The organism is Allobosea sp. LC85, from assembly GCF_000735605.1.
Taxonomy (GTDB): domain Bacteria; phylum Pseudomonadota; class Alphaproteobacteria; order Rhizobiales; family Beijerinckiaceae; genus Allobosea.
Genome location: NZ_JPKG01000015.1, coordinates 1 through 25,470, shown reverse-complemented (window position 1 = coordinate 25,470; position 25,470 = coordinate 1). Strand labels below are relative to the sequence as shown.

Here is a 25,470-nt window from a genome sequence, read left to right as displayed (position 1 = left end):
AGTTCCCGAAATGCTCAGGCAGGTCGCGCCAGGGGCTCCCCGTGCGAGCGATCCACAGAACCGCTTCCACGAACCGGCGATTGTCGCTCCCGCTCCGCCCCGGATCGGTCGGCTTCCCCAGGCAGTGCGGCTCCATCTTCGCCCATTGGGCGTCCGTCAAAACGTAGCGTTCCATCCAAAGGGTGAATCACATCTCTGACACTTTGTGAATCCCCACGATCCTTAGAGCATGCTGCGAAAAAGTGGCACGGCTTTTTGCATCAAGCATGCTCTAAACGATGAGAGTCGATCACGTTTTCTGCGTTTGGACGACTTCGTCCAAACGCAGTGATCTGACCGTCCGGTTCGTCAGACCCTGAGCCGGGCTGCTCCGGAGCGAATGCGCACGGCGGCTTCCGCAACTATGCGTTCGACGATCTCACCTGCCGTCGGGATATCCGAAATCAACCCGGCGGCCTCGCCGAATACCACCGCGGCACCTTGCGGATCACCGGCCATGAAAGCCGCCTTGTAGGCCGGGGCCTCCGCTTCGATCGCGTCCCTGAGTTCGCGGTCGCGGCCAGCCCATTTCGCGATGAAGGCATTGGCGCTGACGCGAATATCGAAGGGCCTTGGCCAGTCGAGCCGGCGCGCGATGTCGGGCAGCGAGGAGCGCACGGTCTCGTCACCCGTCGCGGCAACGGCGACAGCGTGGTGTTTGGCGTGAACCAGGGCCTCGCGGCTCGCCCAGAAGCGCGTGCCGACCAGAACGCCGTCGGCCCCCAGCATCAGGGCCGCAGCGAGCCCACGGCCATCGGCGATGCCGCCCGCGGCCAACAGCAAGGTGTCAGGGCTTTCGCGCGCCAGCAGATCGGCCACTTCCGGCACGAAAGGCAGGGTCCCGCGCGCATGACCGTGACCACCGGCTTCGGCGCCCTGCGCAACGATGACGGCCGCGCCGGCCTCCAGCGCCTGCCGGACATGAGCAATCGACTGGCACTGGCAGATCATCGGCACGCCGGCCGCCGCGATCTCGCCGGCGAAAGGCGCGGGATCGCCAAAGGAGAGCATCAGCGCAGCAGGCTGGTGCTCCAGAACCTTGCCGAGCAGGTGCGGCTGCCTGGCGAGAGACCAGGTGATGAAGCCGCAGCCGGTCCGGATATTCCCGGCCGCGGCGAATTGCTGGTCGAGCCAGGCATCATCGCCGTAACCGCCACCGATCAGGCCCAGCCCGCCGGCGCGCGTTACGGCGGCGGCCAACGCCCCGCCTCCAGCCAAGGCCATCGGCGCGGACAGGATCGGATGATCGATCCCGAACCGCTCGGTCAGCCGGGTGGAGAGGTGCGCCACCGTGCCTACGCAGTCTTGGAGTGCGCGAAGTCCATGTAGAGCTCGCGGGCCTTGCGGAACAACGGGCCGGGCTGGAGGGCGGTGTTGTCGATCCGGGAAACCGGCATGACCTTCGAGTAGTTGCCGGAGATGAAGATCTCGTCGGCCTGCTCGAAATCGCTGTAGCGCAGGCTGGTCTCCTCGACCGTGATACCGTCCTGGCGCAGCAGCGAGATGACGCGCTGGCGGGTGATGCCGTTCAGGAAGGTGCCGTTCGCGACCGGGGTCTTCACCACGCCGTCCTTGGCCATGAAGATGTTGGACGTCGCGGTCTCGGCAACATTGCCGAGCATGTCGAGCACCAGCGCGTTGTCGAAGCCGGCAGCCTTGGCGGCGCGCAGGACGCGGGCATTGTTGGGGTAGAGGCAGCCGGCCTTCGAGTCCGTCGGCATGGTCTCGAGCGTCGGGCGGCGATAGGCGCCCTGCGTCACCGAGAAGCCGTTGGAAGGCACCGGCATCGGCGCCTCGAAGAGGCAGAGGCAGAACTTGGTCGACTCGGGGTCGGCCATGATGGTCGAGAGGCCGTCGGCCTCACCCCAGTACATCGGCTTGACGTAGAGCGCGGTACCCGGAGCGAATTTCTTCGCGCCTTCATGGGTCTTCGCGATGATCTCCTCAGCCGTCATCGTCGCCTTCAGGCCGAGCACATTGGCCGAGCGGTTTACCCGGGCGGCATGCTTGTCGAGATCGGGAGCCTTGTCCTCGAAATAACGCGCCCCATCGAAGACGGTCGAAGCCAGCCAGCTGGCATGGGTTCGCGGGCCCATGATGCCCGGATTACCCTCATGCCATTCACCTTCGAACCAGCTCCAGGTCTGCGAATACCAAGCCATAACCATCCTCGATTTTGTCAGTGTTATTGACCGACACCGTCTGCCGCCCTGCCGCGCGCGTCAACATGCCGAAGGCCGTCCGGCAATGACGTCATGTGATGGAAGCAATGCAGCGGGGTGATGGATCACAGGCCGAAGGCGCGGGCGAGCGAAACCACCGTCATGCCGACGACGAGTGCCAGGAGCTCGCTTCGGCGCAGCACCATGCTGCCGACCGCCGCCAGCAGCGCCAGGGCCGCAGCAAGCCCCAGACGCTCGACCAATGGCAGCACGGTTGCGACGACGATCGAGCCCGGCAGGGCTGCAAGTCCGCGCCGGACATGCGGGGTGAGAGGGATGAAGCCCATCAGCACCACGCCGGAGATGCGGCAGAGATAGGTGGCGATCGCCATGGCGGCGATGGCTGCCCAGGCTCCCCAGCCCGTGAGATCAAGCAGCGTCATCGAGGAACGCTCCCGCGACCGCGCCAGAGAGCGCTCCAACGATGATGAAGGCATAGCCATCGACCAGCTTGGCCGTGACAAGCGCCACGATGCCCGCAACCAGCCAGGGTCGCGCCGCCCGCCGGCCGCGCCAGAGCGGCACGATCATCGCTGCGAAGAAGATCGGCATCACGAGATCGATGCCGTAGCGTCGCGGGTCACTCACCAGAGAGCCGAGCAGATATCCCGGCACGGTGGCAAGAACCCAGACAACCCAGAGCAGGAGCCCGCCACCGATCAGCACGCCGAGATCGCGCCCACCCTCGGCATGATAACGCGTTCCGACCAACCAGTTCGCATCGGTGAAGAAGAACAGGTGCAAGGCGTTGAGCGCCCGTGGAAAACGCGCGAACCAGAGCTGAAGCGATGCTCCTTGCAGCACCATCCGCGCGTTGACCGTCGCGGTGACGGCTGCAAGGCCGGCAATCGCTCCCCAGGTCCATTCCGGACGCCAGAGTTCCATCGCAACGAGCTGCGCGACCCCCGCATAGACAATCGCGCTCATCACCACGGTTTCCAGCAGGCTCAAGCCCTTCGCCGCAGCCGCCGCGCCGAAGGCGACCGCGAAAACGATGATGCCCGGGAGCACCACGGAAATCTTGCGGACTCCCAGAATCATGCCCCGCCAGGTCACGGGCGCGCGCGCTTCCTTCGGGAGTGGTTCAGGTGACGAGGTCATGCTTCTTCCAAGGACCAAGCAGGCCTCACGTCAACGGGCGCAAGCAGCAGCGATGCATGAACTCCATGCAGGGCGACGCAAGGCAGAGCAACAGGGGGACGGATCACCCCGCGCCTGCTAGATCATCGGACCGGATATCGTATCCGGTCCGATGATCTCACCTTCTGTGTTTGCATCGGCTTTCCCGAAAACCGCAATCCACTTTTCGGGCCGATGCTTCTGTGTTTGCATCGGCTTTTCCGAAAACCGCAATCCACTTTTCGGCCCGATGCTTTAGGGTTCCCCGATGCTCTGGCTGACCTCGACTGATACAAGGGCCTCCATGCTCCCCGCCGCCTGGCTGATCCCGACCAGCGAGCGGCCGGCCAATCTGGCGGAGCGCGCGCGGCTCAGGCGTAACGTGGCAGGGCTCGTTCTGGACCACCAGCTTGGCCAGCCGCATGCCGCCATAGAGATCGGCCACGATAAGCGCGGCCGGCCGCATCTCGTCCATCCCGCGGGCCACGGCCTGCATCTTTCTCTCGCGACGCGCTCAGGCATGGTGGCCGTGGGCCTTGCCGAGCGACCGATTGGCATCGATGTCGAGCGGGTGGAGCAAGGAACGGAGCCGCCACTGGCCGTTCTGCACCCCAGCGAACGGGACATTCTGCTTGCCTTGCCGGCGGCGGAAAGGCCTCTCGCCTTCGCGCAGCTCTGGAGCGCCAAGGAGGCCTATGTGAAGGCACTGGGCACGGGCTTTGCACACGCGCCCGAACGCTTCTGCGTGAGGTTCCTGGCGGAAGGATTCTTCACGATCGAAGACGCAGGGGCTCCCTCCATCGGGATCGGCGCCGCCCGCCTCATGAAAAACGGCGACCAGGAAGACCTGGCCGCCGCGATCGTCGTTCTTGCCTGAACGGCTTCAGCCGGGCTGGTTCACCGGCTTGCGCTTCAGGGCGTAGCCGATGATGCAGACGAGCGCCGCGCCGATCACCGCGCTGACATAATGGGGCATGTTCGCAGGCCCCACGCCGAGCGGGTTGACGTCCGTCGAGACCGCCTTGACCCAGGTCGGCATGTTCACCTGCAGCCATTGCAGCACGGCCATATCACCCAGAATCATCTCTGCTGCGATCCAGCCGAGCAGCGCCGCGCCAATCCAGATCAGGATCGGGAAACGTTCGATGATCGAGGTCAGGAGCTGGGCGCCCATGATGATCAGCGGGATCGAGAGCAGCAAGCCGAAGATGAAGAGCTCAGGATGGCCCTTGGCGGCGCCAGCGATCGCGATGACGTTGTCGAGAGACATCACAGCATCGGCGATGGCGATGGTTCGCACCGCCTTCCAGAGATTGTCCGCAGCCTTGATGTCGGTATGCGCTTCCTCTTCGCCCTTGGCGAGCTTGACCGCGATCCAGAACAGCAGGAGGCCGCCGACGACCTTCAGATAGGGCACGGCCAGCAGATAAGTGACCACCAGAGCGAAGAGGATACGCAGGCCGACCGCAGCCCCCGCGCCGAGCCAGATGCCGACCTTGCGCTGGTTCTCCGGGAGGGAGCGGACGGCAAGCGCGATCACCACCGCGTTGTCGCCGGACAAGAGCAGATCGATCCAGACGATCTGCAGCAGCGAGATCCAGAATTGGCTCGACGAAAAATCCATTTTGCGGTCAGTCCTCTATCAAATGGCCGGCTCGGGCCGACATGATTTCAGCCAATAGCCAAGGCCGAGAACCAGCAGCGCACCAAGGATCGCCGCCGGATATTCAAGCTGGTGCATCAATGCCGCACCGAATTGGGATGTGAACCAGGGTCACTGGTGGAATCCATGAATGAAGCAGCCTCTGGCGCAAGATGATCGCTTTCTAGCCAATACTCTGGCTGGAGTCGCGTCCCTCTTGCTCAGCCCAGCGCCTGCTCGACTGCCTTGCCGGCTGCCTCGGTGCCCAAGGTTCCACCGAGATCGCGCGTGCGGGTCCGTGCGTCGCCCAGCGCACGCTCGATCGCAGCTTCGATCGCCTGTGCCGCCTCGCGTTCGCCGAGATGGTCGAGCATCATGGCGCCTGACCAGATCTGGCCGACGGGATTGGCGATGCCCTGGCCAGCGATATCGGGTGCCGAGCCGTGAACGGGTTCGAACAGCGAAGGGAATTCACGGGTTGGGTTGATGTTCCCCGACGGTGCGATGCCGATCGTGCCGGTGCAGGCCGGCCCGAGATCGGACAGGATGTCACCGAACAGGTTGGAAGCGACGACGACGTCGAAACGATCGGGATTCAGCACGAAATGCGCGGTCAGGATGTCGATATGGTACTGGTCGACCACAACGTCCGGATAGTTCTTCGCCATCTCCTTCACCCGTTCGTCCCAGTAGGGCATGGTGATCGAGATGCCATTCGACTTGGTGGCCGAAGTCAGCTTCTTGCGCGGCCGGCGCTGGGCGAGTTCGAAGGCGTATTTCAGCACGCGGTCGACGCCGACGCGGCTCATCACCGTCTCCTGCAGCACGATCTCGCGCTCGGTGCCGGCATACATGCGCCCGCCGACCGAGGAATACTCACCCTCGGTGTTCTCGCGCACGACAAAGAAATCGATATCGCCTGGCTTGCGATTGGCCAGCGGGCCAGGCACGCCGGGCATCAGCCGCACCGGGCGGAGATTGACATACTGGTCGAACTCACGCCGGAACAGCAGCAGCGAGCCCCAGAGTGAGATGTGGTCCGGCACCTGCGCCGGCATGCCGACAGCACCGAAATAGATCGCGTCATGCCCACCGATCTGGTCCTTCCAGTCGTCGGGCAGCATCTTGCCGTGCTTGGCATAGTAGTCGCAGGAGGAAAAATCGAAGGTGTCGCAGCGCAGTTCGAAGCCGAACTTCTTCGACGCCGCTTCGAGCACCCGCAGACCTTCGGGCATGACCTCCTTGCCGATGCCGTCGCCGGCGATCACGGCGATGCGGTAGACGCGATTGGTTCCGGTCATGTGTCTTCTCCGAAGAAAGCCGTGAATTCGGCAGCGACGAGATCAGGGATCTCCTCCGCCAAATAATGGCCGCCGGGCAAGGCCCGGCCTTGGACATTCTGTGCACGCTGGCGCCAGAGCGCCAGCGGGTCGAAGCAGCGACCGATTACGCCGTGCTCGCCCCAGAGCGCCAGCAGGGGCTGCTCAAGCTTGCGGGCATCATCCTCGTCATCATGACGGAGGTCGATGGTCGCGGCCGCGCGGTAATCCTCGCAGCTCGCGTGGATCGTCGCCGGATCAGCGAAGCAGCGCAGATAATGTTCAAGCGCCTCAGGCGCGAACGGCGTCAGCCCGGCCGAGCCGGACCCGCATTTCTTCATCCAATAGGCTTTGGGGTCGGCACCGATCATGCGCTCGGGAAAGGGCGCGGGCTGGATCAGGAAGAACCAGTGCCAGTAGGCACGGGCGAAGGCGTCGGTGGTATTCGCATACATCTCGCGCGTCGGCGCGATGTCGAGCGTGGCGAGCCTCGTCAGATGGCCGGCATGATCGAGCGCCATGCGATGGGCCACGCGCGCGCCGCGATCATGCGCCCCGACGGCGAACCGATCATGCCCGAGCACAGTCATGACCTCGACCATGTCCTGCGCCATCGCACGCTTCGAATAGGCAAGATGAGCGGTATCGGAAACAGGCTTCTCGCTGTCGCCATAGCCACGCAGATCTGCGCACACCAGGGTAAAACGCCGCTGCAGCCGGTCTGCGACCTTGTGCCAGAGCGCATGCGTCTGCGGATAGCCGTGCAGCAGCAGCAAAGGCGGCCCCTCTCCGCCAGTCCGAACGCGAATCCGCGCACCCGACGTCTGGACGTCGAGCAGGCGAAAGCCAGGGAAAAGGCCGTCCGCAACCGGACGTTCGGAGATGGTCATAGAGCCAGGACGCGTTGAAACGATCAGCAGCCGATAGCGCGATTATTCACGGATTGCGCGGGCGGATTATTACACAATCTGGATCAATAACGCGGAGCTCACTCACCGCGTCGAGCGCGTTTCCACGTCCCGCGCCGAGACGGCTCAATGCCGAGCCGCCCAAATGCAGAAGGCGGGCGCGCCCTGTGTCGCTCCCGCCCTCCTATATCGGTCCCAGGGAACCGAACCTCCCGGGACGAGATCAGCCCCGCAGGGTCGCGCCGTAGCGCTTGGTCATCTCTGCGACGATCTTGCTGCCGACGGCGTCGATTTCGACGTCGGTCAGCGTTTTCTCGGCAGGCTGGAGCGTGACGGCGAGCGCCACGGATTTCTTGCCGGCCTCGACGCCCGGGCCCTCATAGAGATCGAACACCGAGACATCCGAGATCAGGGTGCGCTCGGCATTCTGCGCCGTGCGCATCATGTCACCCGCCGCGATCTTGGCATCGACGATGAAGGCAAAATCGCGCGTCAGCGGCTGGAAGCCGGAGAGGCTCAACTTCGGCTTGACCTTGGTCGGCCTGGCCTTCGGCAAAGGCAGGCCGTCGAGATGGATCTCGAAGGCGACGAGCGGCCCCTTCACATCCAGCGCCTTGAGGATCTTGGGATGGACTTCCCCGAAGGCACCGATGACGCCCTTGGGCCCGAACTGCAATGTCGCCGACCGCCCCGGATGAGCCCAGGCCGGGCCACCGGCCACAATCTGCAAGCCGCCGACAGGGATTCCGAGACCGGAGAGCAGCGCCATGACGTCGGCCTTGGCATCGAAGGCATCGACGGGCTCGGCCGCACCGTCCCAATGACGGCCGACGCCCTCGAGCCGGGCGGTGCCGCGCCGCAGGCCGGCGGCGGCGATCATCTGGCCCTCGGGCTCATCGCTGAAGAAGACCTGGCCGACTTCGAACAATGCGACATCGCCGAAGCCGCGCGCGGCATTGGCCTGGGCCGAGCGGATCAGCCCCGGCAGCAGCGAGGGCCGCATGTCGGAGAGATCGGCGGCGATCGGATTGGCCAGCACGAGCTTGGGCGAGCCGCCGCCGAAGAGCGTGGCCGCCTCATGCGAGATGAAGGACCAGGTCACGGCCTCGACCAGGCCGCGGCTGGCAAGCAGGCGCTTGGCGGCGCGGGTGCGCTTCTGCAGCACGGTAAGGACCGGCTTCACCACCTCCGCCTTGATGCGCGGCAGCGGCGTGGAGGCAACGCGATCGAGCCCGGCAATGCGCAGGATCTCCTCGACCAGATCGGCCTTGCCTTCGACATCGCCGCGCCAGGACGGCGCCGCGACCTTCACCCGCTCGCCCGCGCCCGAGACATGGAAGCCGAGCGAGGTCAGCGCGAGCTTCATCTCGACCTGCGGCAGGTCGAGACCCGTCAGGCGCTTCACTTCAGACCACGGGAAATCGATGGCGCCGCGCGACTCCGGGAGCTCGCCTTCGAAGATCATTTCGGAGGCTTCGCCGCCGCAGAGCTCGAGGATCATCGCAGTGGCGAGATCGAGGCCCGGCCGGCAGAAATCCGGATCGACGCCGCGCTCGAAACGATAGCGCGCATCCGAGCTGATGCCGAGCGCGCGGCCCGAGCGGGCGATGTTGAGCGGGTCCCAGAGCGCGCTCTCGACCAGGACATCGACCGTGTTCTCGTCGCAGCCCGAAGCCTCGCCGCCCATGATGCCGGCGAGCGATTCGACGCCGTGCGCGTCGCAGATCACCACCTGTTCGTCGCTCAGCTTGTAGGTGCGTCCGTCGAGCGCAAGAATCTCCTCGCCCGCCTTGGCCCGGCGCACGGTGAGATCTCCCCTGACCTTGGAGGCGTCGAAGACGTGGAGCGGCCGGCTGCGGTCGAAGGTCATGAAATTGGTGATGTCGACGAGCGTATTGATCGGCCGCAGGCCAATGGCGCGCAGGCGGGCCTGCAACCATTCCGGCGACGGGCCGTTCTTCACGCCGCGGATCAGGCGCAAGGCGAAGGCCGGGCAGAGCTTCCTGTCCTCGGGGGCAAAGTCGAGCGTGACCTTCACTGGGCATGGGAACGAGCCACGCACCGGCTGGATGGACGGTGTGGTCAGCGTCCCGAGGCCCGCAGCGGCAAGATCGCGCGCGACACCGCTGACGCCGAGCGCATCGGCCCGGTTCGGCGTGACCGCGATCTCGATCGTGGCGTCGTCGAGCTTCGCATAGGTCGCGTAGGGCATCCCGACCGGAGCATCCTCCGGCAGTTCGATGATGCCGTCATGATCGTCGGAGAGCTGGAGCTCGGCCTCCGAGACCAGCATGCCGTTCGACTCGACGCCACGAATAACGCCCTTGCCGAGGGTGATGTCCTTGCCGGGAATATAGCTGCCCGGCGGAGAGAACACCCCCTTCATGCCGGTGCGCGCGTTGGGCGCGCCGCAAACGACCTGCACAGGCTCTCCGGCGCCGGTGTCGACCAGGCAAACACGCAGCCGGTCGGCATTCGGGTGCTGCTTGGCCTCGATCACATAGGCGATGGTGAAGGCCTGGAGCGCCTTCGCCCTGTCCTCGACGCCTTCGACCTCGAGCCCGACGCGCGTCAGGGTCTCGGTGATGGTGTCGACCGTATCGGTGGTGTCGAGATGGTCTTTGAGCCAGGAGAGCGTGAATTTCATGCGTGTGCGTCCATCGGAGCGAGCACCTCCACCAGACGGAAGCGTTCGCAAATCAAGGTCATGTCGGGACTGAAGACGCCGAGGCGTCGGAAATAGGCTTCATGGGCTTGGCGCCATGAGGCCAGTGTACGGTCGTCCTCGCCTTCCTCGAAGGCGAATTCCGCATCGATCTCGTCGAACCGCCGCATCGTCAGTTCAAGCGTCTCGATGACGCAGACGGGGCGCTTGCCGCCATCGAGGACGATCCATATCTGGCCGACCTCCGGACAGTCGGGATCGGCCGGCGTATTCACCGTCGCGCGTTTGCGGCCGCTGACGACGAGCGCGGCCAGTTCAGAGGCCAGCTCCGGGCTGTCGCCGAAGCAGAAGCTCGGGCAGCCACGATAGCGTTCGGGGATCGAGCTCATGCCCATGGTCACGCCGTCCCGTCCCGCCGAACCGCGACCGGGGACAGCTCGGGCTGGCCATCGTTCAATCGGTCCTCGCCATCCGTCCGGATCTTCATCTCGTTGCCGCGCCATGTCACCTCGCCCGCGACGAAGGCGTAGGCCCAGATGCCGGGGAAGACGATGTCGCGTGCCAGGAAGGCGAAAGGCATCCGCCACGACAGATACCAGCCGACTCCATAGGCCAGAAGCATCTCGCCCGCATACCAGGGCAGCAGCACCGCACACAGCGCAGCCCAGCCCGAAAGCCCGACAGCCTTCGCCGCGCCGACCGCCGCCAGCACCGGCAACAGCGGTCCCGACAGGATCTCCGGCGCGAAGAAGGGCAGGAACGTCACCCGGCGCAGCCTGGCCCAGCGGAACTGGCGCTGCACCACGTCGCGCAGGCTGCGCTCGCCCAAAGGCTGCTCGAAAGGCTGGCCGACGAGATGGACATGCTTGCCGGCCCGGCGCACCAGCTTGGTCGCCGCTGCATCTTCGGCAATCTCTGCCCCCAACGCGGCGATGCCGCCATTGGAATCGAGAAAGGGCTTGTTCCAGAGCATCGACTTGCCCTGCGCGAAGCCGAAGCCAAGCGCCTCGCCGGCATATTGCCAGCGCGCCTGGAAGGTGTTGAGGAAGGCGCATTCGAGTTCGGCGCAGAACCCCTGCGGGCGCGAACCGGCCGGCGTCGAGCAGACCAACCCGGTAGCGGGCCGCCACGCCGCCAGCATCCGCTGGATATAGTCCTTCGGCATCAGCACGTTGGAATCGGCGAGAATGACCCAGTCGGTCTCCGCGGCGTCCCAGCCCTTGACGCAGTTGTTGAGCTTCGGATTGGCACTGACGGCGACATCGCCGACGATCAGGCGCACGCGATCGTCAGCGAAACGCCTGATCAGGTCCTCGATCAGCGGCACGATCGGGTCGTCGCCATCAGCGACACAGAAGATCGTCCTGTAGCGGGGGTAATCGAGCACGAGCCCCGAGCTCAAGGTCTCGTGGCTGAAGGTCTCGATGCCGCGCACCGGCCGCACGATCGTGACGGCCGGGCACTGGTCGAGCAAGGCCGAGCCCAAAGCGCGGCGGCGCAGGCGGAAATAGGCGATCGCGAGGCACAGCAGGTTGAGCGCGACGGCAAGCACCGCGAACACTCCTGCTCCTGCTGCGAGTGTCATCCCGCCCTCCCCTGCACGACCGGCTCCTTCACGACGTCAGGCCGCCGGTCAGGGTCGGCAGGTCGAGCGGGCGGAAGCCGTAATGGGAGAGCCAGCGGATATCGGCCTCGAAGAAGGGGCGCAGGTCCGGCATGCCGTATTTCAGCATGGCGATACGGTCGATGCCCATGCCCCAGGCGAAGCCCTGATAGACATCGGGATCGAGGCCGCACTTGCGCAGCACATTCGGGTGCACCATGCCGCAGCCAAGAATCTCCAGCCAGTCATCGCCCTCGCCGAAGCGGATCTCGCCGCCCTTGCGCGAACACTGGATATCCACTTCGGCCGACGGTTCGGTGAAGGGGAAGAAGGAGGGCCGGAAGCGCATCTTGACGCTGTCGACCTCGAAGAACGCCTTGCAGAACTCCTCGAGCACCCATTTCATGTGGCCGAAATTGGCCTTCTTGTCGATCACCAGCCCTTCGACCTGATGGAACATCGGCGTGTGGGTCTGGTCGGAATCCATACGGTAGGTCCGGCCCGGGCAGACGACGCGGATCGGCGGCTCCTGCGAGATCATCGTGCGCACCTGCACCGGGGAGGTATGCGTGCGCAGCAGCTTGCGCTCGCCATTGGCGTCAGGCGCGAAGAAGAAGGTGTCGTGCATCTCCCGTGCCGGATGGCCGACGGGGAAATTCAGCTTGGTGAAGTTGAGGTCGTCGGTCTCGACATCGGGACCTTCCGCGATCGAAAAGCCCATATCGCCGAAGATCGTGGTGATCTCGTCGATGACCTGGCTGATCGGATGGATACGTCCGCGCGCCTCCGGCCCCTCGCGCACCGGCAATGAAACATCGATCCGCTCGGCGGCAAGGCGCGCGTCGAGCGCAGCCTGTCCCAGCGCTTCCTTGCGCTCGGTGATGGCGCCCTGGACCCTGTCGCGCAGGCCGTTGATCAGCGGGCCCTTTTCCTTGCGCTCGTCCGGCGTCATCGCGCCCAGCGTCTTCAGCAGCGCGGACACCGAGCCCGACTTGCCGAGCGCAGCGATGCGCAACTGCTCGAGCGCGGCCTCGTCCTGCGCGGCGGCGATCTCACCAAGAAGTGAATCGCTGAGGGTATCGATCTCATTCATGCCTGATCTGGTCCGATTGCGAGGCATCTTCTAGGGTGTCATCTTGAGCGATGCTAGGGGCAATCGTGCTGGCAAAGCATCGCAGGCGCGACGGCAGAGACCCTGTTGGCCGAAATGAGCGCAGCATCATGACAATCCTGTCTCACTGGCGCGCATTGGTGTTCCTGATCGTCACGCTGAGCGCCGCCCCGGCAGCGGCACAGGACGGGCAGCGCGTCATGATCACCGGGGAAATCAGCGATACCTGGTGCACGATCAGCGGGTTGATGTTCGCGAGGGGCACCGCCCATCACCAGTGTGCAATCTGGTGTGCGCTTGGCGGCATCCCGGTCAGCATCCGCGACCCGGCAGGCAATCTCTATCTCATCCTCAAGATCGGCGATGACGATGAGAGCGCCGCCAATCCGCGTGTCGCGCGGATTGCCACGCATGAGGTCACGGTCGATGGCGAGTTGCTCGAGCGCGACGGCGTGAAGTACCTGCTCGTCGACAGGATCGCCGACGACAAGGGCGTGATCACCATGACCCATGACGAACACGGCATCCAGCCGTTCGGGAACTGAGCGATGCGAATGCTGCGGCACATGCTGGGTTTGGCCGCGCTTCTGGCTGGCATACCCGTGACACCAGCGCTCACGGCCGAGGCCTGGAACATCCCGCACGAGACGGCGACAATCCTCAGAGGCCGGGTCGTCGATGCGCTCTGCCATCTCAAGGGCCATTGCACGCCCGATTGCGGCGGCGGCAAGCGCCAGCTCGGACTTACCCTGGCGGACGGCACCTTCCGGCTGGTCGCGAAATCGAACATCGACTTTGCCGGTTCGGTCAGGGACCTGATCGGCTATTGCGGCCGGGAGATCGAGGCCGACGGCCTGCTGATCTAGAACCCAGCAGTGACATTGTTCTTCGTGCAGGCTGTCCGCGAAGGTCCCTCGCAGCCCTGGATTCCGGCCGAACGCTTCAAGGCCGACTGGGAGGCCCGCAACGGCAAGGCGGCCGAATGGTGGCGGGCCGACCCCGATGCGAACCGCATCATCGCCGAAGACGGCCCCTACGGAATCAAGGGACTTCGGCCGAAATGATCTCGCGGCGGGTGCTGCTGGCCCTTGGCACCGTCCTGCCGGCCGCAGACGCGTTCTCGCAACAAGCGCCTGCACACGGCCCCAGCCCGGTCGACCCGCTCGCCACCCGGTTCGGCGGCCCTTTCACGCTCACCGACCACGCCGGCAAGCGCGTGAGTGACACAGACTTCCGCGGCCGGTTCATGCTGGTCTATTTCGGCTTCACCCGCTGTACCGATACCTGCCCGATCGATCTTCCGATCATCGCGCAGGCGCTCGATGCCATCGGACCGTTGGCCGAGCGGCTCGCGCCGCTCGTCGTCACAGTCGATCCGGCCCATGACACGCCCGCCGTCATGGCGACCTATGTCACGGCGCTCCATCCGCGCCTGATCGGACTGACCGGCAGCGAAGCGGAGATCGCCGCGATCGCCAGTGCCTACAAGGTGCATCGCCGCAAGCTCACGCTGCCGCATCATGGCGCATCGGGGTACGCCGTCGATCACGGCTCCCTCACCTATCTGATGGACCGCGAAGGGCGCTTTCTGACCCTGCTGCCGCACAATGCCGGCGCGCCACGTCTCGCCGCTGTTCTGAACAAGTACGTTGCCTGAACAAGTACCTGGCCTGAACAAGTACCTTGCCTGAACAAGTACCTGGCCTGAACAAGCACCTCGCTTGAACAAGCACCTCGCCTGTCGGACCCCCCTTGCCAGCGATGCAGGCGACAGCGCCGCCGGGATGCGGCTATGCAGGTGGCATCATGGAGACAGACATCATGCCCGACAGCCAGGCCCAGAAGAATTCCCCCTCCTACCGCCTGGCGGCGCTCGACCCCGATTTCATCCTTGGCGATTCGACACGTGGCGTGCGCTTCATGCTCGAATACCAGAAGGCCGAGGACCATTTGCGTGCGCGCGGCATTGTCTCGACCGTCGTCGTCTTCGGCTCCGCCCGAGTGCGGGAAGGAGACCGCTGGTATGAGGCGGCGCGGCAATTCGCCCGCATTGCCTCCGAACGAGGCGGCGCGCTCACCGACGGCAAGAGCGGGCGCCACCATGTCATCGCCACCGGCGGCGGGCCCGGCATCATGGAGGCAGCCAACCGCGGCGCGACGGAAGCGGGTGCGCTCTCGATCGGCTTCAACATCACGCTGCCGCACGAGCAGGAGCCGAACCCGTGGTCAACGCCGGACCTGACCTTCCGCTTCCATTATTTCGCAATGCGGAAGATGCACCTGGCAATGCGCGCCGCGGCACTCGTCGTCTTTCCCGGCGGGTTCGGTACGCTCGACGAGCTCTTCGAGATCATGACGCTGAAGCAGACCGGCAAGATGCCGACCGTGCCGATCGTGCTCTACGACAGCGCCTTCTGGCGTGACCTGCTCAATCTCGATGCCATGGCGGCGGCAAAGTTCATCCGGCCCGAAGATCTTTCGCTGTTCTGCTACGCAGATACGCCGGAGGAGGCCTACCAGCGTGTCGTCGAAGGTGCCGGCCAGAGCTGGGTCCTTCCGGCAAACGACAGCATGCAGACCTGACAACGCAAAAGGCCGGCATCGCTGCCGGCCTTTTCCAATTCACGTCGCCGAGGCGAAACTCAGGCGGCCTTGGCTTCCGCGCCGAGCGCGCCCTTCACCGTCTCGACCACGGCCGCAAAGGCGGCTGCGTCGTCGATGGCCAGCGCCGACAGCGTCTTGCGATCGAGTTCGATACCGGCCTTGGCGAGACCGCCAATGAAGACCGAATACGTCAGGTCATGCTCACGCACCGCAGCGTTGAGACGCTGGATCCAGAGCGCGCGGAACGAGCGCTTCCGATTCTTGCGGTCGCGATAGGCATACTGCATCGAACGATCGACGGCCGCCTTAGCGGCGCGGATCGTATTCTTGCGGCGGCCATAGAAACCCTTGGCGGCCTTGAGTGTCTTCTTGTGCTTGGCGTGGGACGTTACGCCCCGTTTCACGCGAGCCATGTGTGATCTCCGGAAAGGTTAGAGGGCGTCAGCCGTTCGGCAGGAAGTATTTCTTCACGTTGGCCGCATCACCCTCGAACAGGGTTGCGGTGCCGCGGTGATTGCGGATCTGCTTGTTGGTCCGCTTGATCATGCCGTGCCGCTTGCCAGCCTGGGCGTAGAGCACCTTGCCGGTTCCGGTGATCTTGAAGCGCTTTTTGGCGCTCGACTTCGTCTTGATCTTGGGCATTTCAGCTCCTCAATGGTCGCGGACGCGCGAGATGCGCCGCTTCAATTTTGCTTGCTGGAAGCAAAGAACGACCGCCACGGCAGCCCTTATCAGCCGGGCGATCGAAGGGCGCGCATATGACAGAAAAGCCTGGGGCTGGCAAGTGCAGGCGCCGCGCGTGCCGAAAAACCGACACGACGAGCCGGAGCGGGTCCGGTGCCCCGATAACCCGATCAGTCCTGCTTTCCGGCGCGAGGCCCCCTGATCCCGATGCAATTGCCCCAGGGATCGCGCACCTGGCACATCCACAGATCGCCGTCGATGGCCAGCGGGCCACGATAGAGAATCGCACCGACCGCCTGCAAATGGCCAAGCGAACGCTCGAAATCCTCCACCCGCCAATAGACGATCGAGCCGGCGGCGCCGCTGGGCACCTTCGTGTCGGCCGGAACGATTTCAAGCTGCGTCTCGCCAATCTGCAGAAAGTCGAATCCCGAAGGTTGGCTCGTCGCCGGAACGCCCTGGGGAAATGCATTGCGGTACCATGCGAGACCCGCAGCCACGTCCGAGACGTGAACCAGAACAGCCGAAATAGAACCCGTCACGGGAATCCTCATGGTCATGATCGGAAGAGAGCAGAACGGGCCCGCAACCGCGCCGCGCCCTATCCCTTATCAGCGCGGAAGAAGTCTACCAAAGCCCGCAGCGCCGGACGCATCTGCCTGCGGCTCGGGTAATACAGGTAGAACCCGTCGAATGGCGGACACCAGTCTTCCAGGACAGGCACCAGCCTGCCCTCCTCGAGCCCATCGCGGACATAGTCCTCGAACAGGAACGCGATGCCGGCACCATCAAGCGCGGCCTGAAGGACGAGCCGGTCCTCGCCCAGGATCAGCGGCCCTGTGACTTCGGGTTCGACGACGAGGCCGTCCTTCTCGAACTCCCAGCGATAGATCACACCGCTTTCGAAGCGGAAGCGGATGCAGCGATGCCCAGGCAGGTCGTGCGGCGTCAGCGGCATGTCCCGCCCAGCAAAATAGGATGGTGCTGCCACTGCGACGCCGCGCATGCGCGGCCCGATGCGAACGGCGATCATGTCGCGCTGCAAGCTCTCGCCGAGCCGGATCCCGGCATCGAACCCGCCCGCGACGACATCGGCGAACCTGTCGTCAATGACGATTTCGAGCACGATCTCCGGATAGGCCGCGGCAAAGGCGCCGAGCTTCGGCGCCAGCACCAGATGAGCGGCGGTGCGCGGCACGGTGAGACGAAGATTGCCGGCGGGCTCGTCGCGCGAGGCGGCCGCCACCTCCAGCGCCAGGGCGATCTCCGACATCGCCGGCAGCAGCCGCTCCAGAAGCTGCGCGCCGGCCTCGGTGGGGGCGACGCTGCGCGTACTGCGGGCGAGCAAGCGCACGCCGAGCCGGCCCTCCAGCAGAGATACGGCATGGCTGACGGCGGAAGGCGCGATACCGAGCTCGCGGCCCGCGCCACGGAACCCCCGATTGCGGGCGACGGCCGCCAGGACGGCGAGATGCGGGAGATCGGCGCGGTTCATTGATCTATTTTATCGAACAGGCCGTGCTTTTTCCAGGCGATTATCGATCAATGGCGCATGCCTCATCTGTATCGGATCACAGCAGAGGAGCCCGTGATGCAAACGCGCAAGCTTGGTCAAGAACTCGAAGTCTTCCCCGTCGGTCTCGGCTGCATGGGCATGACCTTCGCCTATGGTGGCCAGGAAGAGAGCGCCGCGATCGCCACCTTGCGGCGCGCCGTCGATATCGGAGTGACCTTCTTCGACACTGCCGAGGTCTACGGTCCATTCGAGAACGAAGTCCTGGTGGGCAAGGCTCTCAGGCCTGTGCGCGACCAGGTCGTGATCGCCACGAAGTTCGGGTTCAAGATCCTCGAGGAGGGCAAGGGACCGGAGCGGATGGCGGGGCTCGACAGCCGGCCGGCCCATGTGAGGGCCGTGGCGGAGGCCTCGCTCAAGCGGCTCGGGATCGACGTGATCGATCTCTACTATCAGCACCGCGTCGACCCGACTGTGCCGATCGAGGAGACGGTCGGCGCCATGGCCGACCTTGTGCGCGAGGGCAAGGTCCGAGCGCTCGGCCTTTCCGAAGCCAATGCCTCGACGATCCGCAGGGCGCACGCGGAGCACCCGATCGCTGCCGTCCAGAGCGAATATTCGCTGTGGAGTCGCGAGCCTGAAGACAGCGTGCTCGCCATCTGCCGCGAGCTTGGAATCGGCTTCGTGCCCTACAGCCCGCTCGGACGCGGCTTGCTCACGGGCACCATTCGGAGCCTCGACGAGCTTGGCCGCGAGGACTGGCGCCGGACCCTGCCACGCTTCCAGGCCGAGGCGCTGGAGGCCAATGCGGCGCTCGTCGAACGGCTGGAACGACTGGCGGCGAGCAAGAACGTCACCGCCGCGCAGCTTGCACTGGCCTGGGTGCTGCATCAGGGCGACTTCATCGTGCCGATCCCCGGCGCGCGCAAGAGTGCCCATCTGGAGCAGAACAGGGCGGCAGCGGACATCGTCCTGACCGCCGACGAAACGGCTGTGATAGGCGAAGCGCTCACACCGGCCGACGTGACGGGCAAACGCTACACCGACGCCGCGCTCGCCCTGGTCGACGGCTAGCGAAGGCGGGGCGTGATCGGGAGGCGCGCCCTGCGCGCCTCCCGATCACGCGAGCGCTCGCGCAGGCAATGATGACGGGCCACATGATCAGATGGTCTGGCCCCGCCCTGCAAAGGCTCTGCACGCTGTGGCGTTCCGCCCCTAAGGGCTGGTGCAGGCTACGGCCTCACGCAGAGCGGGCTGCGGCTTCTCACCCTGCAGGCGGCGATAACCAAGCAAGGCCGTCGCAAGCGCAACGCCGCCAGCAGCAACCGAAATCCAGAAGCCGCTGCGCGCGCCAAATCCGTCGATCACCCAGCCCGAGGCGGAAGAGCCGACCGCCATACCGATACCTATGCCGGTCATGGCCCAGGTGATGCCCTCGGTCAGTTTCGCGGCCGGGACGAGGCGCTCGATCAGGCCGATCGAGACGATGATCGTCGGCGAGACGGCAGCGCCGGCCAGGAACAGCACGACAGCAAGGCTGCCGATGCTGTTGATGGCGAGCAGCGGCAGTGTGGTCACGGCGGCAAGCGCAATCGCAATCAGCAACTGGCTGGCCAGCGACATGCGCAGCTTGAGCGCGCCGAACACGATTCCCGTGATCAGCGAACCCGCGGCATAGCTCGCCAGGACGAAACTGGCGGCAGCCTTGTTCCCTTGCGCCTCGGCGAAGGCAACGGCGGTGACCTCGGCCGTCCCGAAGATCGTGCCGATCGCGATCAGGATGAAGGCGATGATCCGCACCGGCGCAAGGCGAATGACCGAGTCACCGCCGCGCGCCCCCTGCGGATGCACAGGCGGCTCGGATGCACGCTGGGCGACGAACAACGCAGTTCCGACGGTCAGCAGCAGCATCGCGGCAAGCGGACCTGCCTCGGGGAAGAAGGATACACTCAGCCCGATCGCGATGACCGGCCCGGTCATGTAGATGACCTCGTCGACGACCGATTCGAAGGCAAAGGCGGTCCGCAGCTTCGGCGTATCGCGATAGAGCTCGGTCCAGCGCGCCCTGACCAGGGCCGATATGCTCGGCATCACTCCAGACAGCACGGCGAACACGAAAAGCGCCCAGACGGGGGCTTCGTAGCGGGTCGACAGCAACAGGCCGGACAGCGCTGCAATCGCCGCAAGTGTTGCCGGAATGAGCACGCGCCGCTGTCCGCAGCGATCGACCAGCCTGGAGAGCTGAGGCGCGATCAGCGCATTGGACAAGGCAAAGGTCGCCGCGACCGCCCCTGCCAGCCAGTATTCGCCCCGCGCCTGCGACAGCATCGTGACGATGCCGAGCGTCACCATCGAGACCGGCATGCGGGCGATGAAGCCCGTCGCCGAGAACGCGATCGCGCCGGGAGCCCTGAAGATCTCGCGATAGGGATTGGCCATGACGGGCCTCTTTCCAGATTGTGCGGCGCCGCTTACATACGGAGCGTATGTGACGGAAGTAGGGGCCAGCGCGACCCATGTCAATTGACATACGCCGCGCATGCGAAAGGGACATGGATGGCTCGCAAATCACGCACGGAGATGATCGCCGAGACGCGGGCCAAGCTTCTCGGCGCTGCGCGCCATGCCTTCGGTACCGTGGGCTATGCCGACGCCTCGATGGATGAGCTGACCGCGGCCGTCGGACTGACACGGGGCGCGCTCTACCATCACTTCGGTGACAAGAGGGGCCTGCTCCGGGCCGTGATCTCCGAGATCGATGACGAAATGAACGAGCGCCTGCGCGTCGTTTCCGCCAGCGCCGCAGATGCATGGGCCGGCTTCCGCGACGAGTGCACGGCCTATATCGAGATGGCGCTGGAGCCAGAGATTCAGCGCATCGTGCTGCGCGATGGGCCCGCCGTTCTCGGCGATCCCTGGAACTGGCCAACGCAGAGCGCCTGTATCCGTTCGATGACGGCCAGTCTCGAGACCCTTGTCGAGGACAGGATCCTGCTCCCTCTCGACCCCGAGGCGGCCGCCCGCCTGATCTCCGGGGCGACGCTGCATGCTGCGCAATGGATCGCCCATGCCGAGAACCCGCAGACCGCCTCGCATCGGGCGATCGCGGCCTTCAATGCCATGCTGGACGGATTGCTGCTTCGCCCTGCCGAGAGTGGTTGAGGATTTGCCGGCACCTCGCCGACTCCCCGGCCGAGAAGTCCTGCAGCGCCGCTGACGGTCGTGCTAGACTGGCACCAGAGGCCCGGAGGATGGGCGCACCATCCCGTCCTAGACCGAGCGGCGACGATCGGGCCGCCGCATGACGCTTCCGACGCAAGGGCCGGGCCCAGCCAGGGAGAAGCGTGATGACGACCTATATCCTGCTGACCAACTGGACCGACCAGGGCGCGCGCAACGTCAAGGATTCGCCCACCCGCCTCGACACGGCCAAGAAGCTGCTGCGCGACATGGGCGGCGACTTCAAGGCCTTCTTCATGACGATGGGGAAATACGACATGGTCATCGTCTGCGAAGCGCCAGACGATGCCGTGCTGGCGCGCTTCTGCCTGCAACTCGCAATGCTCGGCAATGTGCGAACGCAAACGCTCAAGGCATTCCCGGAAGCCGCCTACCGCGAGATCATTCGTTCCGTCAGCTAAAGCATCGGACCGGATATCGTTTCCGGGCCGATGCCTTGTGTTTTGCATCGGCTGTCCCGAAAACCGCAATCCAGTTTTCGGGCCGATGCTTTAGGACGACCCATCAGGCGTCAAATGAGACAGGCCCGGACGAAGCGGCCGGGCCTGTCTCAACCTGATTCCGAGGCAGGGCGCTCCCGGCGACCTATTTGGGCGCCAGGACCATCACCATCTGGCGCCCTTCGAGTTGCCAGTCGCTCTCGACCTTGGCAACCTCGACCAGATCAGCCTTGACCCGCTCGAGCACTTTCACACCGAGGTCCTGGTGCGCCATTTCGCGACCGCGGAAGCGCAGGGTCACCTTGACCTTGTCGCCTTCCTCGAAGAAGCCGTGCATGGCCTTCATCTTGACGTCGTAGTCGTGCTTGTCGATGCCCGGCCGGAGCTTGATCTCCTTGATCTCGATGGTGCGCTGCTTCTTGCGCGCCTCGGCAGCCTTCTTCTGCTCCAGAAAGCGGAAGCGGCCGTAGTCGAGAATCTTGCAAACCGGAGGCACTGAATTGGGGGCGATCTCGACCAGATCGAGACCGGCATCCTCGGCAATCTTCAGGGCCTCGAAGAACGACACAACGCCACGGTTGGCGCCGGTATCGTCAATGAGCTGAACCTCACGGACACCGCGGATGTCGCGGTTGGAACGCGGGCCGTCTTTGGTCGGGGTTGGGGCAGCGCGGAACGGACGGCGAATGGCTGTATTCTCCTATGAATGGTGCTGTCGGCACCGTTGATCAGACACATTGCATAAAGTCGGGCATTGTCAATGCAAACACGGCAACACCCGCTCAAGTACAGAGCTAGCGCCCAAGCAAGGCGCAATAGACGTCGAGGGTCTCGCTGACCATGTTCTCGAGCGAGAAGTGCTGCTCGACATGGAGGCGGGCCCGGCGCGCCAGCGCGTCGCGCGCCGAGGGACGCAGTGCCAGCGCCTCCTTGAGGCCCGCGGCCAGAGCAGGCGCATCGCCCGGCGGCACGCGCCAGCCCGTGCGCTCGGCAGGAGCCGTCTGCGGCGGGGCGAGCACGGTTTCGGGAACCGCACCGAGATCGGAGACCACGACCGGAATGCCCATCGCTTGCGCCTCGACCGCGACGCGGCCGAAGGCTTCCGGCTCGGTCGAGGGCACGGTGACGACCGCTGCCGCGAGCAGAGCCGCCGGCATGTCGGCGCAATGGCCGACGCGCTTGACCTGGTCTTCGAGCCCAGCCTTGGCGATGGCCTGATCGAGTTCCCTGACATAGCCGTCGCGGCCCTGATGGTCGCCGGCAAAGATGAAGGCGGTATCGGTGTCGCCGCCCTCGCGCAGGAGGCGAGCCGCCTCGATCAGCACGCGATGGCCCTTCCAGCCGGTCAGTCGGCCGGGCAAGAGCACGATGCGCTGATGCGGTTCGACGCCCCAGGCGCGACGCAGGGCCTGGACCCGCTCGGGCCCGACCGCGGACGGCGCGAAGGCCGAGAAATTGGTGCCGCGATGGACGACGCGGATGCGGTCACGCGCAAACCCATGCTTCGCCAGGATCAGCTCTGCCGTGTAACCGGAATTGGCGATCACCACGTCGCCGCGCGCCATGACCGAATTGTACTGCGTCTTCACCGCCGAGCGGCTGGCATAGGAGCCATGATAGGTGGTGACGAAGGGCAGCTTGAGCGCACGCGCTGCGGCAAGCGCAACCCAGGCCGGCGCGCGCGAGCGGGCATGAATCAGGTCGACGCGCTCCCGGCGGCAGAGCAGCACGAGCTTGCGCACGTTGAGCGCCATGCTGACCGGGTTCTTCGAAGCAGCCGGGAATGGCAGCCAGACGCCACCCTTCGCCTGCAGCTCGGCCACAAGGCGGCCGCCTTCGGTGGCGACGAGCGCGCGCGCACCGGCTTCGGTCAGCCCCTGGGCAATATCGACCGTCGTACGCTCGGCTCCCCCAGCCTCGAGATCGGGGATGATCTGCAGGATGGTCCGCCCGCTCAGGGGATGATTATCCGTCGAAGGCAGCGAGGGATGCGCGCCTGACCGCAAGGACATGTTCACCGTTTCAAAAAATCTCTCGGATCGGAGGCGGACAGTATGACAACGCGCAGGACCGATCCCAGCCTATAATGCCCTGACAGGACAGATTCGTCACAGGAGATTTCAGGTGGAGCAGCCTGCCCCGCAATGGCTTGATGTCGGCAATGGCGCGGAAGGCCGCCGGATCGCCGTTCTGGAACAGCCGGGAACGGGAAATCCCGTGCTCTGGCTCGGCGGCTTTCGTTCCGACATGCGCGCAACCAAGGCTGACGCGCTCGCCGAATGGGCAAGCCGCAGCGGGCACGCCTTCCTGCGCTTCGACTATTCCGGACATGGCGAAACCGGTGGAGATTTCAGTCGCTGGACCTTGTCCCATTGGCTGGAGGACACGCTCGCCGTCATCGCCGCGCGCTGCGATACGCCGCCGGTCCTGGTCGGCTCGTCGATGGGAGGCTGGATTGCGCTGCTCGCCGCCCGGAGACTGCGGGGCACCGCGCTCGCTCCCGCCGGCATGGTGCTGATCGCGCCCGCCGTGGATTTCTCCGAAGAGTTGATGTGGGCTCAGATGCCGACGGCGATTCGCGAGACGATCCTGCGCGACGGGGTCTGGCAGCGCCCATCCGCCTATTCGCCGGAGCCGACGCCGATCACGCGGGCCCTGATCGAGGACGGCCGCAGCCATCTCCTCTTCGGCGGCGAGATCAGGACGGGTTGCCCCGTCCATATCCTGCAGGGAATGCAGGACCCCGATGTGCCCTGGCAGCATGCGATGAAGCTGGTGGAACACCTGAGCGGCGATCCCGTGACGCTGACCTTGATCAAGGACGGCGATCACCGGCTCTCGACGCCGCCCGACATTGCGAAACTGCAGGCTGCGGTGGCGGAGATCGCCACCGCCTGACGCCCGCAGTTCAATGCAGGCTGACCATCCGAAGGTCATGCTCCCAGGCATTGGCGGTCGCGGCTTCCCGGGAATCGGTTACCAGGATCGGCGCACCGTCGGCGGAGAGCAGCGCGAAGAGCTTGAGGCCCGGCTCGATTTCCGGAGCCTGCGGAAAGATCCGCACCAGTTCCTCGGAACTCATCGGCTTGAGATAGGCGACTTCGCCTGTGCCAAGTGCTGCGAATTCTGCCTGGGTCAGCGGCGGCGTGCGAATAACAGTGGTTTCTTCAGTCATCGCGCCCTCCTTTGAGCAGTGCGAATGGCGGTTCTTATGTTGATCACCAGATCATGAACGAAAGCACAACCGCGAAGCCTTCGTTCCGACCTTGGGCTCAATCGCGACTGATAATATCAATACGCCTGATGAGCCGTTCTGGTTCCGGCCTGACCAAATCAATGGCTAGCAGGCCATTCGACAAGTCCGCCCCAAGAACCTGCATTCCATCAGCCAGCAGAAAGGAGCGTTGAAACTGACGCGCCGCGATGCCGCGATGCAGGAACTGCCTGCTCTTGTCGTCGCTCTGTCGGCCGCGAATGGTGAGCTGGTTCTCCTCCAGCGTGATCTCAAGCTGGTCGCGCGAGAACCCTGCCACGGCAAGCGTGATCCGGAGACGATCCGGCTCATCCTCCGTGCGTGGCATCCGCTCGATGTTGTAGGGCGGATATCCTTCGCTTGCGCCTTTCGCGACCCGGTCCAGCGCACGTTCGATATCATCGAACCCGAGCAGGAAAGGATGGGACAGGCTAGGCGTACGCGTCATGCAGAAGCCCTCGAAAGGCGCCTCATCGATCAATCGGAGCCCACTGGCGCAGCGCCCCGCAGGCGGAAGGCGAAGCCCTTCCGCTTGATGGTGATATGGCAATCGCCAGCAACGGGTTCAAGACCGTCGAAAGCTCAACCCACAAGCGCATCCCGGATAGGCCATCGCTCGGCCAAGCCGCAACGCAGCGCGAAAACGATCAGAGCCGCCGGTTCGTCCCTGCGTCATTTGGCGAGAACGATGCCACGCTCCTTGCGCATCCTGTCGAACACCAGGCCGATCGCCTTGATGACCGTCACTGCCGCTATACCAGGTCGTCAGGAGGTCGGCGTCCTCCTGGAAAGTACCGGCCAGCTGACTGCAAGTCAGCTTCTGGACATCGATGTAACCGTTCGCGTCGGCGTAGGTTTTCAGTTCAACCTGTGCATTTGCACCGGATGCGGCGCAGGCGATGAAAGCTGCGGTAGCAAAGGCGAGGCTGCGCATGGTTCGTTCCTTCATTGCCCAGAGATTGAGAATGAGGGTCGATGCTAGGCTAACATTACAGTTGCGCTTATTGTGGGTCTCTGAATCCATCGGTCACCATGATTCGGAGATCATGGATGACGGGTGCCTCGATCGAGACGACGCTGGAGCTTTGGGCTTCGTCGTTGCGGGATG

At 64.8% G+C, this 25,470-nt stretch carries 32 protein-coding genes; 10 read left to right on the top strand and 22 right to left on the bottom strand.

The features are described from left to right. From FG93_RS06460 to FG93_RS06440, 5 genes are all read right to left on the bottom strand, one after another. A partial coding sequence (locus FG93_RS06460; RefSeq protein WP_043233102.1) for a transposase occupies window positions 1–175 on the bottom strand: 175 nt, incomplete at its 3' end. A 173-nt stretch (window positions 176–348) separates the two neighbouring features. Further along, entirely contained in the window at window positions 349–1,329 is a 981-nt protein-coding gene (locus tag FG93_RS06455; RefSeq protein ID WP_043233101.1) for a nitronate monooxygenase family protein, read from the bottom strand. Between the two features lie 5 nt (window positions 1,330–1,334). After that, window positions 1,335–2,201, bottom strand: coding sequence for a branched-chain amino acid aminotransferase (locus FG93_RS06450; protein WP_043233099.1), 867 nt, complete (start codon window positions 2,199–2,201; stop codon window positions 1,335–1,337). Between the two features lie 125 nt (window positions 2,202–2,326). Next, window positions 2,327–2,644: an AzlD family protein gene (locus FG93_RS06445; protein WP_043233098.1), complete on the bottom strand. Its 318-nt coding sequence runs from the start codon at window positions 2,642–2,644 to the stop codon at window positions 2,327–2,329. Next, window positions 2,631–3,362 carry an AzlC family ABC transporter permease gene (locus FG93_RS06440; RefSeq protein WP_052513433.1) on the bottom strand — a complete coding sequence of 244 codons (732 nt, stop codon included), beginning with the start codon at window positions 3,360–3,362 and terminating at the stop codon, window positions 2,631–2,633. The genes FG93_RS06445 and FG93_RS06440 overlap by 14 nt, the downstream gene beginning before the upstream one ends. A gap of 286 nt (window positions 3,363–3,648) precedes the next feature. Between FG93_RS06440 and FG93_RS31080 the strand changes: the two genes are divergently transcribed. Further along, window positions 3,649–4,257: a 4'-phosphopantetheinyl transferase superfamily protein gene (locus tag FG93_RS31080; protein ID WP_052513432.1), complete on the top strand. Its 609-nt coding sequence runs from the start codon at window positions 3,649–3,651 to the stop codon at window positions 4,255–4,257. 6 nt (window positions 4,258–4,263) lie between these two features. On the opposite strand, the gene FG93_RS06430 is transcribed toward FG93_RS31080, so the two are convergent. From FG93_RS06430 to pheS, 7 genes are all read right to left on the bottom strand, one after another. Then, a complete protein-coding gene (locus FG93_RS06430) occupies window positions 4,264–5,004 on the bottom strand; it encodes a TerC family protein (protein ID WP_043233096.1) in 741 nt (246 codons plus the stop codon). A 239-nt stretch (window positions 5,005–5,243) separates the two neighbouring features. Beyond that, complete coding sequence (locus FG93_RS06425) at window positions 5,244–6,323, bottom strand: tartrate dehydrogenase (RefSeq protein ID WP_043233095.1); 1,080 nt, start codon at window positions 6,321–6,323, stop codon at window positions 5,244–5,246. After that, entirely contained in the window at window positions 6,320–7,231 is a 912-nt protein-coding gene (locus FG93_RS06420) for an alpha/beta fold hydrolase (protein WP_043233093.1), read from the bottom strand. Before FG93_RS06420 ends, FG93_RS06425 begins: the two co-directional genes overlap by 4 nt. Before the next feature lie 241 nt (window positions 7,232–7,472). Then, a complete protein-coding gene (pheT, locus tag FG93_RS06415; protein WP_043233092.1) occupies window positions 7,473–9,896 on the bottom strand; it encodes a phenylalanine--tRNA ligase subunit beta in 2,424 nt (807 codons plus the stop codon). Next, window positions 9,893–10,303, bottom strand: coding sequence for an ASCH domain-containing protein (locus FG93_RS06410; protein WP_043233113.1), 411 nt, complete (start codon window positions 10,301–10,303; stop codon window positions 9,893–9,895). The genes pheT and FG93_RS06410 overlap by 4 nt, the downstream gene beginning before the upstream one ends. 8 nt (window positions 10,304–10,311) lie before the next feature. Then, window positions 10,312–11,499 (bottom strand): ceramide glucosyltransferase, encoded by a 1,188-nt coding sequence (locus FG93_RS06405; protein WP_052513431.1) that lies wholly within the window; start codon window positions 11,497–11,499, stop codon window positions 10,312–10,314. Between the two features lie 28 nt (window positions 11,500–11,527). Then, window positions 11,528–12,610, bottom strand: a complete 1,083-nt coding sequence (gene pheS, locus FG93_RS06400) for a phenylalanine--tRNA ligase subunit alpha (protein ID WP_043233090.1) — start codon at window positions 12,608–12,610, stop codon at window positions 11,528–11,530. A 128-nt stretch (window positions 12,611–12,738) separates the two neighbouring features. On the opposite strand from pheS, the gene FG93_RS06395 reads away from it, so the two are divergent. The 5 genes from FG93_RS06395 to FG93_RS06375 all read left to right on the top strand — a co-directional run bounded on the left by FG93_RS06395 (window position 12,739) and on the right by FG93_RS06375 (window position 15,211). Continuing rightward, on the top strand, window positions 12,739–13,173 hold the full coding sequence (locus FG93_RS06395; protein WP_043233088.1) for a hypothetical protein: 435 nt from the start codon (window positions 12,739–12,741) through the stop codon (window positions 13,171–13,173). A 3-nt stretch (window positions 13,174–13,176) separates the two neighbouring features. Beyond that, a complete protein-coding gene (locus tag FG93_RS06390) occupies window positions 13,177–13,494 on the top strand; it encodes a hypothetical protein (protein WP_152579338.1) in 318 nt (105 codons plus the stop codon). A gap of 9 nt (window positions 13,495–13,503) precedes the next feature. Further along, the gene (locus FG93_RS32825) at window positions 13,504–13,692 is read left to right on the top strand and encodes a hypothetical protein (RefSeq protein ID WP_161783782.1); all 189 of its coding nucleotides are present in this window, start codon (window positions 13,504–13,506) and stop codon (window positions 13,690–13,692) included. Continuing rightward, window positions 13,689–14,285, top strand: a complete 597-nt coding sequence (locus tag FG93_RS06380; protein ID WP_043233083.1) for an SCO family protein — start codon at window positions 13,689–13,691, stop codon at window positions 14,283–14,285. Before FG93_RS32825 ends, FG93_RS06380 begins: the two co-directional genes overlap by 4 nt. Before the next feature lie 164 nt (window positions 14,286–14,449). Further along, the gene (locus FG93_RS06375; protein WP_244448518.1) at window positions 14,450–15,211 is read left to right on the top strand and encodes a TIGR00730 family Rossman fold protein; all 762 of its coding nucleotides are present in this window, start codon (window positions 14,450–14,452) and stop codon (window positions 15,209–15,211) included. Window positions 15,212–15,270: 59 nt separating this feature from the next. Here FG93_RS06375 and rplT read toward each other — a convergent pair whose 3' ends face one another. From rplT to FG93_RS06355, 4 genes are all read right to left on the bottom strand, one after another. Next, on the bottom strand, window positions 15,271–15,645 hold the full coding sequence (rplT, locus tag FG93_RS06370; RefSeq protein WP_043233082.1) for a 50S ribosomal protein L20: 375 nt from the start codon (window positions 15,643–15,645) through the stop codon (window positions 15,271–15,273). Between the two features lie 28 nt (window positions 15,646–15,673). Further along, window positions 15,674–15,874, bottom strand: a complete 201-nt coding sequence (rpmI, locus tag FG93_RS06365; protein WP_043233081.1) for a 50S ribosomal protein L35 — start codon at window positions 15,872–15,874, stop codon at window positions 15,674–15,676. A gap of 212 nt (window positions 15,875–16,086) precedes the next feature. Beyond that, entirely contained in the window at window positions 16,087–16,458 is a 372-nt protein-coding gene (locus FG93_RS06360; protein ID WP_152579337.1) for a VOC family protein, read from the bottom strand. A 59-nt stretch (window positions 16,459–16,517) separates the two neighbouring features. Then, window positions 16,518–17,411 (bottom strand): LysR family transcriptional regulator, encoded by an 894-nt coding sequence (locus FG93_RS06355; protein WP_043233079.1) that lies wholly within the window; start codon window positions 17,409–17,411, stop codon window positions 16,518–16,520. Window positions 17,412–17,507: 96 nt separating this feature from the next. On the opposite strand from FG93_RS06355, the gene FG93_RS06350 reads away from it, so the two are divergent. Beyond that, window positions 17,508–18,503 (top strand): aldo/keto reductase, encoded by a 996-nt coding sequence (locus tag FG93_RS06350; RefSeq protein ID WP_043233107.1) that lies wholly within the window; start codon window positions 17,508–17,510, stop codon window positions 18,501–18,503. A gap of 141 nt (window positions 18,504–18,644) precedes the next feature. Here the strand turns inward: FG93_RS06350 and FG93_RS06345 are convergent, their stop codons facing one another. Next, window positions 18,645–19,868: an MFS transporter gene (locus tag FG93_RS06345; protein WP_043233078.1), complete on the bottom strand. Its 1,224-nt coding sequence runs from the start codon at window positions 19,866–19,868 to the stop codon at window positions 18,645–18,647. A 117-nt stretch (window positions 19,869–19,985) separates the two neighbouring features. On the opposite strand from FG93_RS06345, the gene FG93_RS06340 reads away from it, so the two are divergent. Both FG93_RS06340 and FG93_RS06335 read left to right on the top strand, forming a co-directional pair. Beyond that, window positions 19,986–20,591 (top strand): TetR/AcrR family transcriptional regulator, encoded by a 606-nt coding sequence (locus tag FG93_RS06340; RefSeq protein ID WP_043233076.1) that lies wholly within the window; start codon window positions 19,986–19,988, stop codon window positions 20,589–20,591. 185 nt (window positions 20,592–20,776) lie between these two features. Further along, a complete protein-coding gene (locus tag FG93_RS06335; protein ID WP_043233106.1) occupies window positions 20,777–21,070 on the top strand; it encodes a GYD domain-containing protein in 294 nt (97 codons plus the stop codon). A 184-nt stretch (window positions 21,071–21,254) separates the two neighbouring features. Here the strand turns inward: FG93_RS06335 and infC are convergent, their stop codons facing one another. After that, window positions 21,255–21,797, bottom strand: coding sequence for a translation initiation factor IF-3 (infC, locus tag FG93_RS06330; protein ID WP_043233074.1), 543 nt, complete (start codon window positions 21,795–21,797; stop codon window positions 21,255–21,257). A 106-nt stretch (window positions 21,798–21,903) separates the two neighbouring features. Continuing rightward, complete coding sequence (locus FG93_RS06325; protein WP_043233073.1) at window positions 21,904–23,121, bottom strand: glycosyltransferase family 4 protein; 1,218 nt, start codon at window positions 23,119–23,121, stop codon at window positions 21,904–21,906. Window positions 23,122–23,233: 112 nt separating this feature from the next. Here FG93_RS06325 and FG93_RS06320 point away from each other — a divergent pair, with 112 nt between their 5' ends. Next, complete coding sequence (locus FG93_RS06320; protein ID WP_043233072.1) at window positions 23,234–24,007, top strand: carboxylesterase; 774 nt, start codon at window positions 23,234–23,236, stop codon at window positions 24,005–24,007. Between the two features lie 10 nt (window positions 24,008–24,017). On the opposite strand, the gene FG93_RS06315 is transcribed toward FG93_RS06320, so the two are convergent. The 3 genes from FG93_RS06315 to FG93_RS31695 all read right to left on the bottom strand — a co-directional run bounded on the left by FG93_RS06315 (window position 24,018) and on the right by FG93_RS31695 (window position 25,296). Next, window positions 24,018–24,284, bottom strand: coding sequence for a DUF1150 domain-containing protein (locus FG93_RS06315; protein ID WP_043233070.1), 267 nt, complete (start codon window positions 24,282–24,284; stop codon window positions 24,018–24,020). 97 nt (window positions 24,285–24,381) lie between these two features. Beyond that, window positions 24,382–24,810 (bottom strand): Hsp20 family protein, encoded by a 429-nt coding sequence (locus FG93_RS06310; protein WP_043233104.1) that lies wholly within the window; start codon window positions 24,808–24,810, stop codon window positions 24,382–24,384. A gap of 117 nt (window positions 24,811–24,927) precedes the next feature. Then, window positions 24,928–25,296: a hypothetical protein gene (locus FG93_RS31695; protein ID WP_244448517.1), complete on the bottom strand. Its 369-nt coding sequence runs from the start codon at window positions 25,294–25,296 to the stop codon at window positions 24,928–24,930. Between the last annotated feature and the right edge of the window lie 174 nt (window positions 25,297–25,470).

Coding starts and splice junctions, on each gene's coding strand:
- FG93_RS06315 (WP_043233070.1), bottom strand. CDS start 24,284: ATGACTGAAGAAACCACTGTTATTCGCACGCCGCCGCTGACCCAGGCA.
- FG93_RS06380 (WP_043233083.1), top strand. CDS start 13,689: ATGATCTCGCGGCGGGTGCTGCTGGCCCTTGGCACCGTCCTGCCGGCC.
- rpmI (WP_043233081.1), bottom strand. CDS start 15,874: ATGCCCAAGATCAAGACGAAGTCGAGCGCCAAAAAGCGCTTCAAGATC.
- FG93_RS06425 (WP_043233095.1), bottom strand. CDS start 6,323: ATGACCGGAACCAATCGCGTCTACCGCATCGCCGTGATCGCCGGCGAC.
- FG93_RS06375 (WP_244448518.1), top strand. CDS start 14,450: ATGCCCGACAGCCAGGCCCAGAAGAATTCCCCCTCCTACCGCCTGGCG.
- FG93_RS06355 (WP_043233079.1), bottom strand. CDS start 17,411: ATGAACCGCGCCGATCTCCCGCATCTCGCCGTCCTGGCGGCCGTCGCC.
- FG93_RS06395 (WP_043233088.1), top strand. CDS start 12,739: ATGACAATCCTGTCTCACTGGCGCGCATTGGTGTTCCTGATCGTCACG.
- FG93_RS06440 (WP_052513433.1), bottom strand. CDS start 3,362: ATGACCTCGTCACCTGAACCACTCCCGAAGGAAGCGCGCGCGCCCGTG.
- FG93_RS06325 (WP_043233073.1), bottom strand. CDS start 23,121: ATGTCCTTGCGGTCAGGCGCGCATCCCTCGCTGCCTTCGACGGATAAT.
- FG93_RS06390 (WP_152579338.1), top strand. CDS start 13,177: ATGCGAATGCTGCGGCACATGCTGGGTTTGGCCGCGCTTCTGGCTGGC.
- FG93_RS06410 (WP_043233113.1), bottom strand. CDS start 10,303: ATGAGCTCGATCCCCGAACGCTATCGTGGCTGCCCGAGCTTCTGCTTC.
- FG93_RS06450 (WP_043233099.1), bottom strand. CDS start 2,201: ATGGCTTGGTATTCGCAGACCTGGAGCTGGTTCGAAGGTGAATGGCAT.
- FG93_RS06310 (WP_043233104.1), bottom strand. CDS start 24,810: ATGACGCGTACGCCTAGCCTGTCCCATCCTTTCCTGCTCGGGTTCGAT.
- FG93_RS06335 (WP_043233106.1), top strand. CDS start 20,777: ATGACGACCTATATCCTGCTGACCAACTGGACCGACCAGGGCGCGCGC.
- FG93_RS06405 (WP_052513431.1), bottom strand. CDS start 11,499: ATGACACTCGCAGCAGGAGCAGGAGTGTTCGCGGTGCTTGCCGTCGCG.
- rplT (WP_043233082.1), bottom strand. CDS start 15,645: ATGGCTCGCGTGAAACGGGGCGTAACGTCCCACGCCAAGCACAAGAAG.
- FG93_RS06340 (WP_043233076.1), top strand. CDS start 19,986: ATGGCTCGCAAATCACGCACGGAGATGATCGCCGAGACGCGGGCCAAG.
- FG93_RS31695 (WP_244448517.1), bottom strand. CDS start 25,296: ATGCGCAGCCTCGCCTTTGCTACCGCAGCTTTCATCGCCTGCGCCGCA.
- pheT (WP_043233092.1), bottom strand. CDS start 9,896: ATGAAATTCACGCTCTCCTGGCTCAAAGACCATCTCGACACCACCGAT.
- FG93_RS06420 (WP_043233093.1), bottom strand. CDS start 7,231: ATGACCATCTCCGAACGTCCGGTTGCGGACGGCCTTTTCCCTGGCTTT.
- FG93_RS06350 (WP_043233107.1), top strand. CDS start 17,508: ATGCAAACGCGCAAGCTTGGTCAAGAACTCGAAGTCTTCCCCGTCGGT.
- FG93_RS06345 (WP_043233078.1), bottom strand. CDS start 19,868: ATGGCCAATCCCTATCGCGAGATCTTCAGGGCTCCCGGCGCGATCGCG.
- pheS (WP_043233090.1), bottom strand. CDS start 12,610: ATGAATGAGATCGATACCCTCAGCGATTCACTTCTTGGTGAGATCGCC.
- FG93_RS06430 (WP_043233096.1), bottom strand. CDS start 5,004: ATGGATTTTTCGTCGAGCCAATTCTGGATCTCGCTGCTGCAGATCGTC.
- FG93_RS06445 (WP_043233098.1), bottom strand. CDS start 2,644: ATGACGCTGCTTGATCTCACGGGCTGGGGAGCCTGGGCAGCCATCGCC.
- FG93_RS31080 (WP_052513432.1), top strand. CDS start 3,649: ATGCTCTGGCTGACCTCGACTGATACAAGGGCCTCCATGCTCCCCGCC.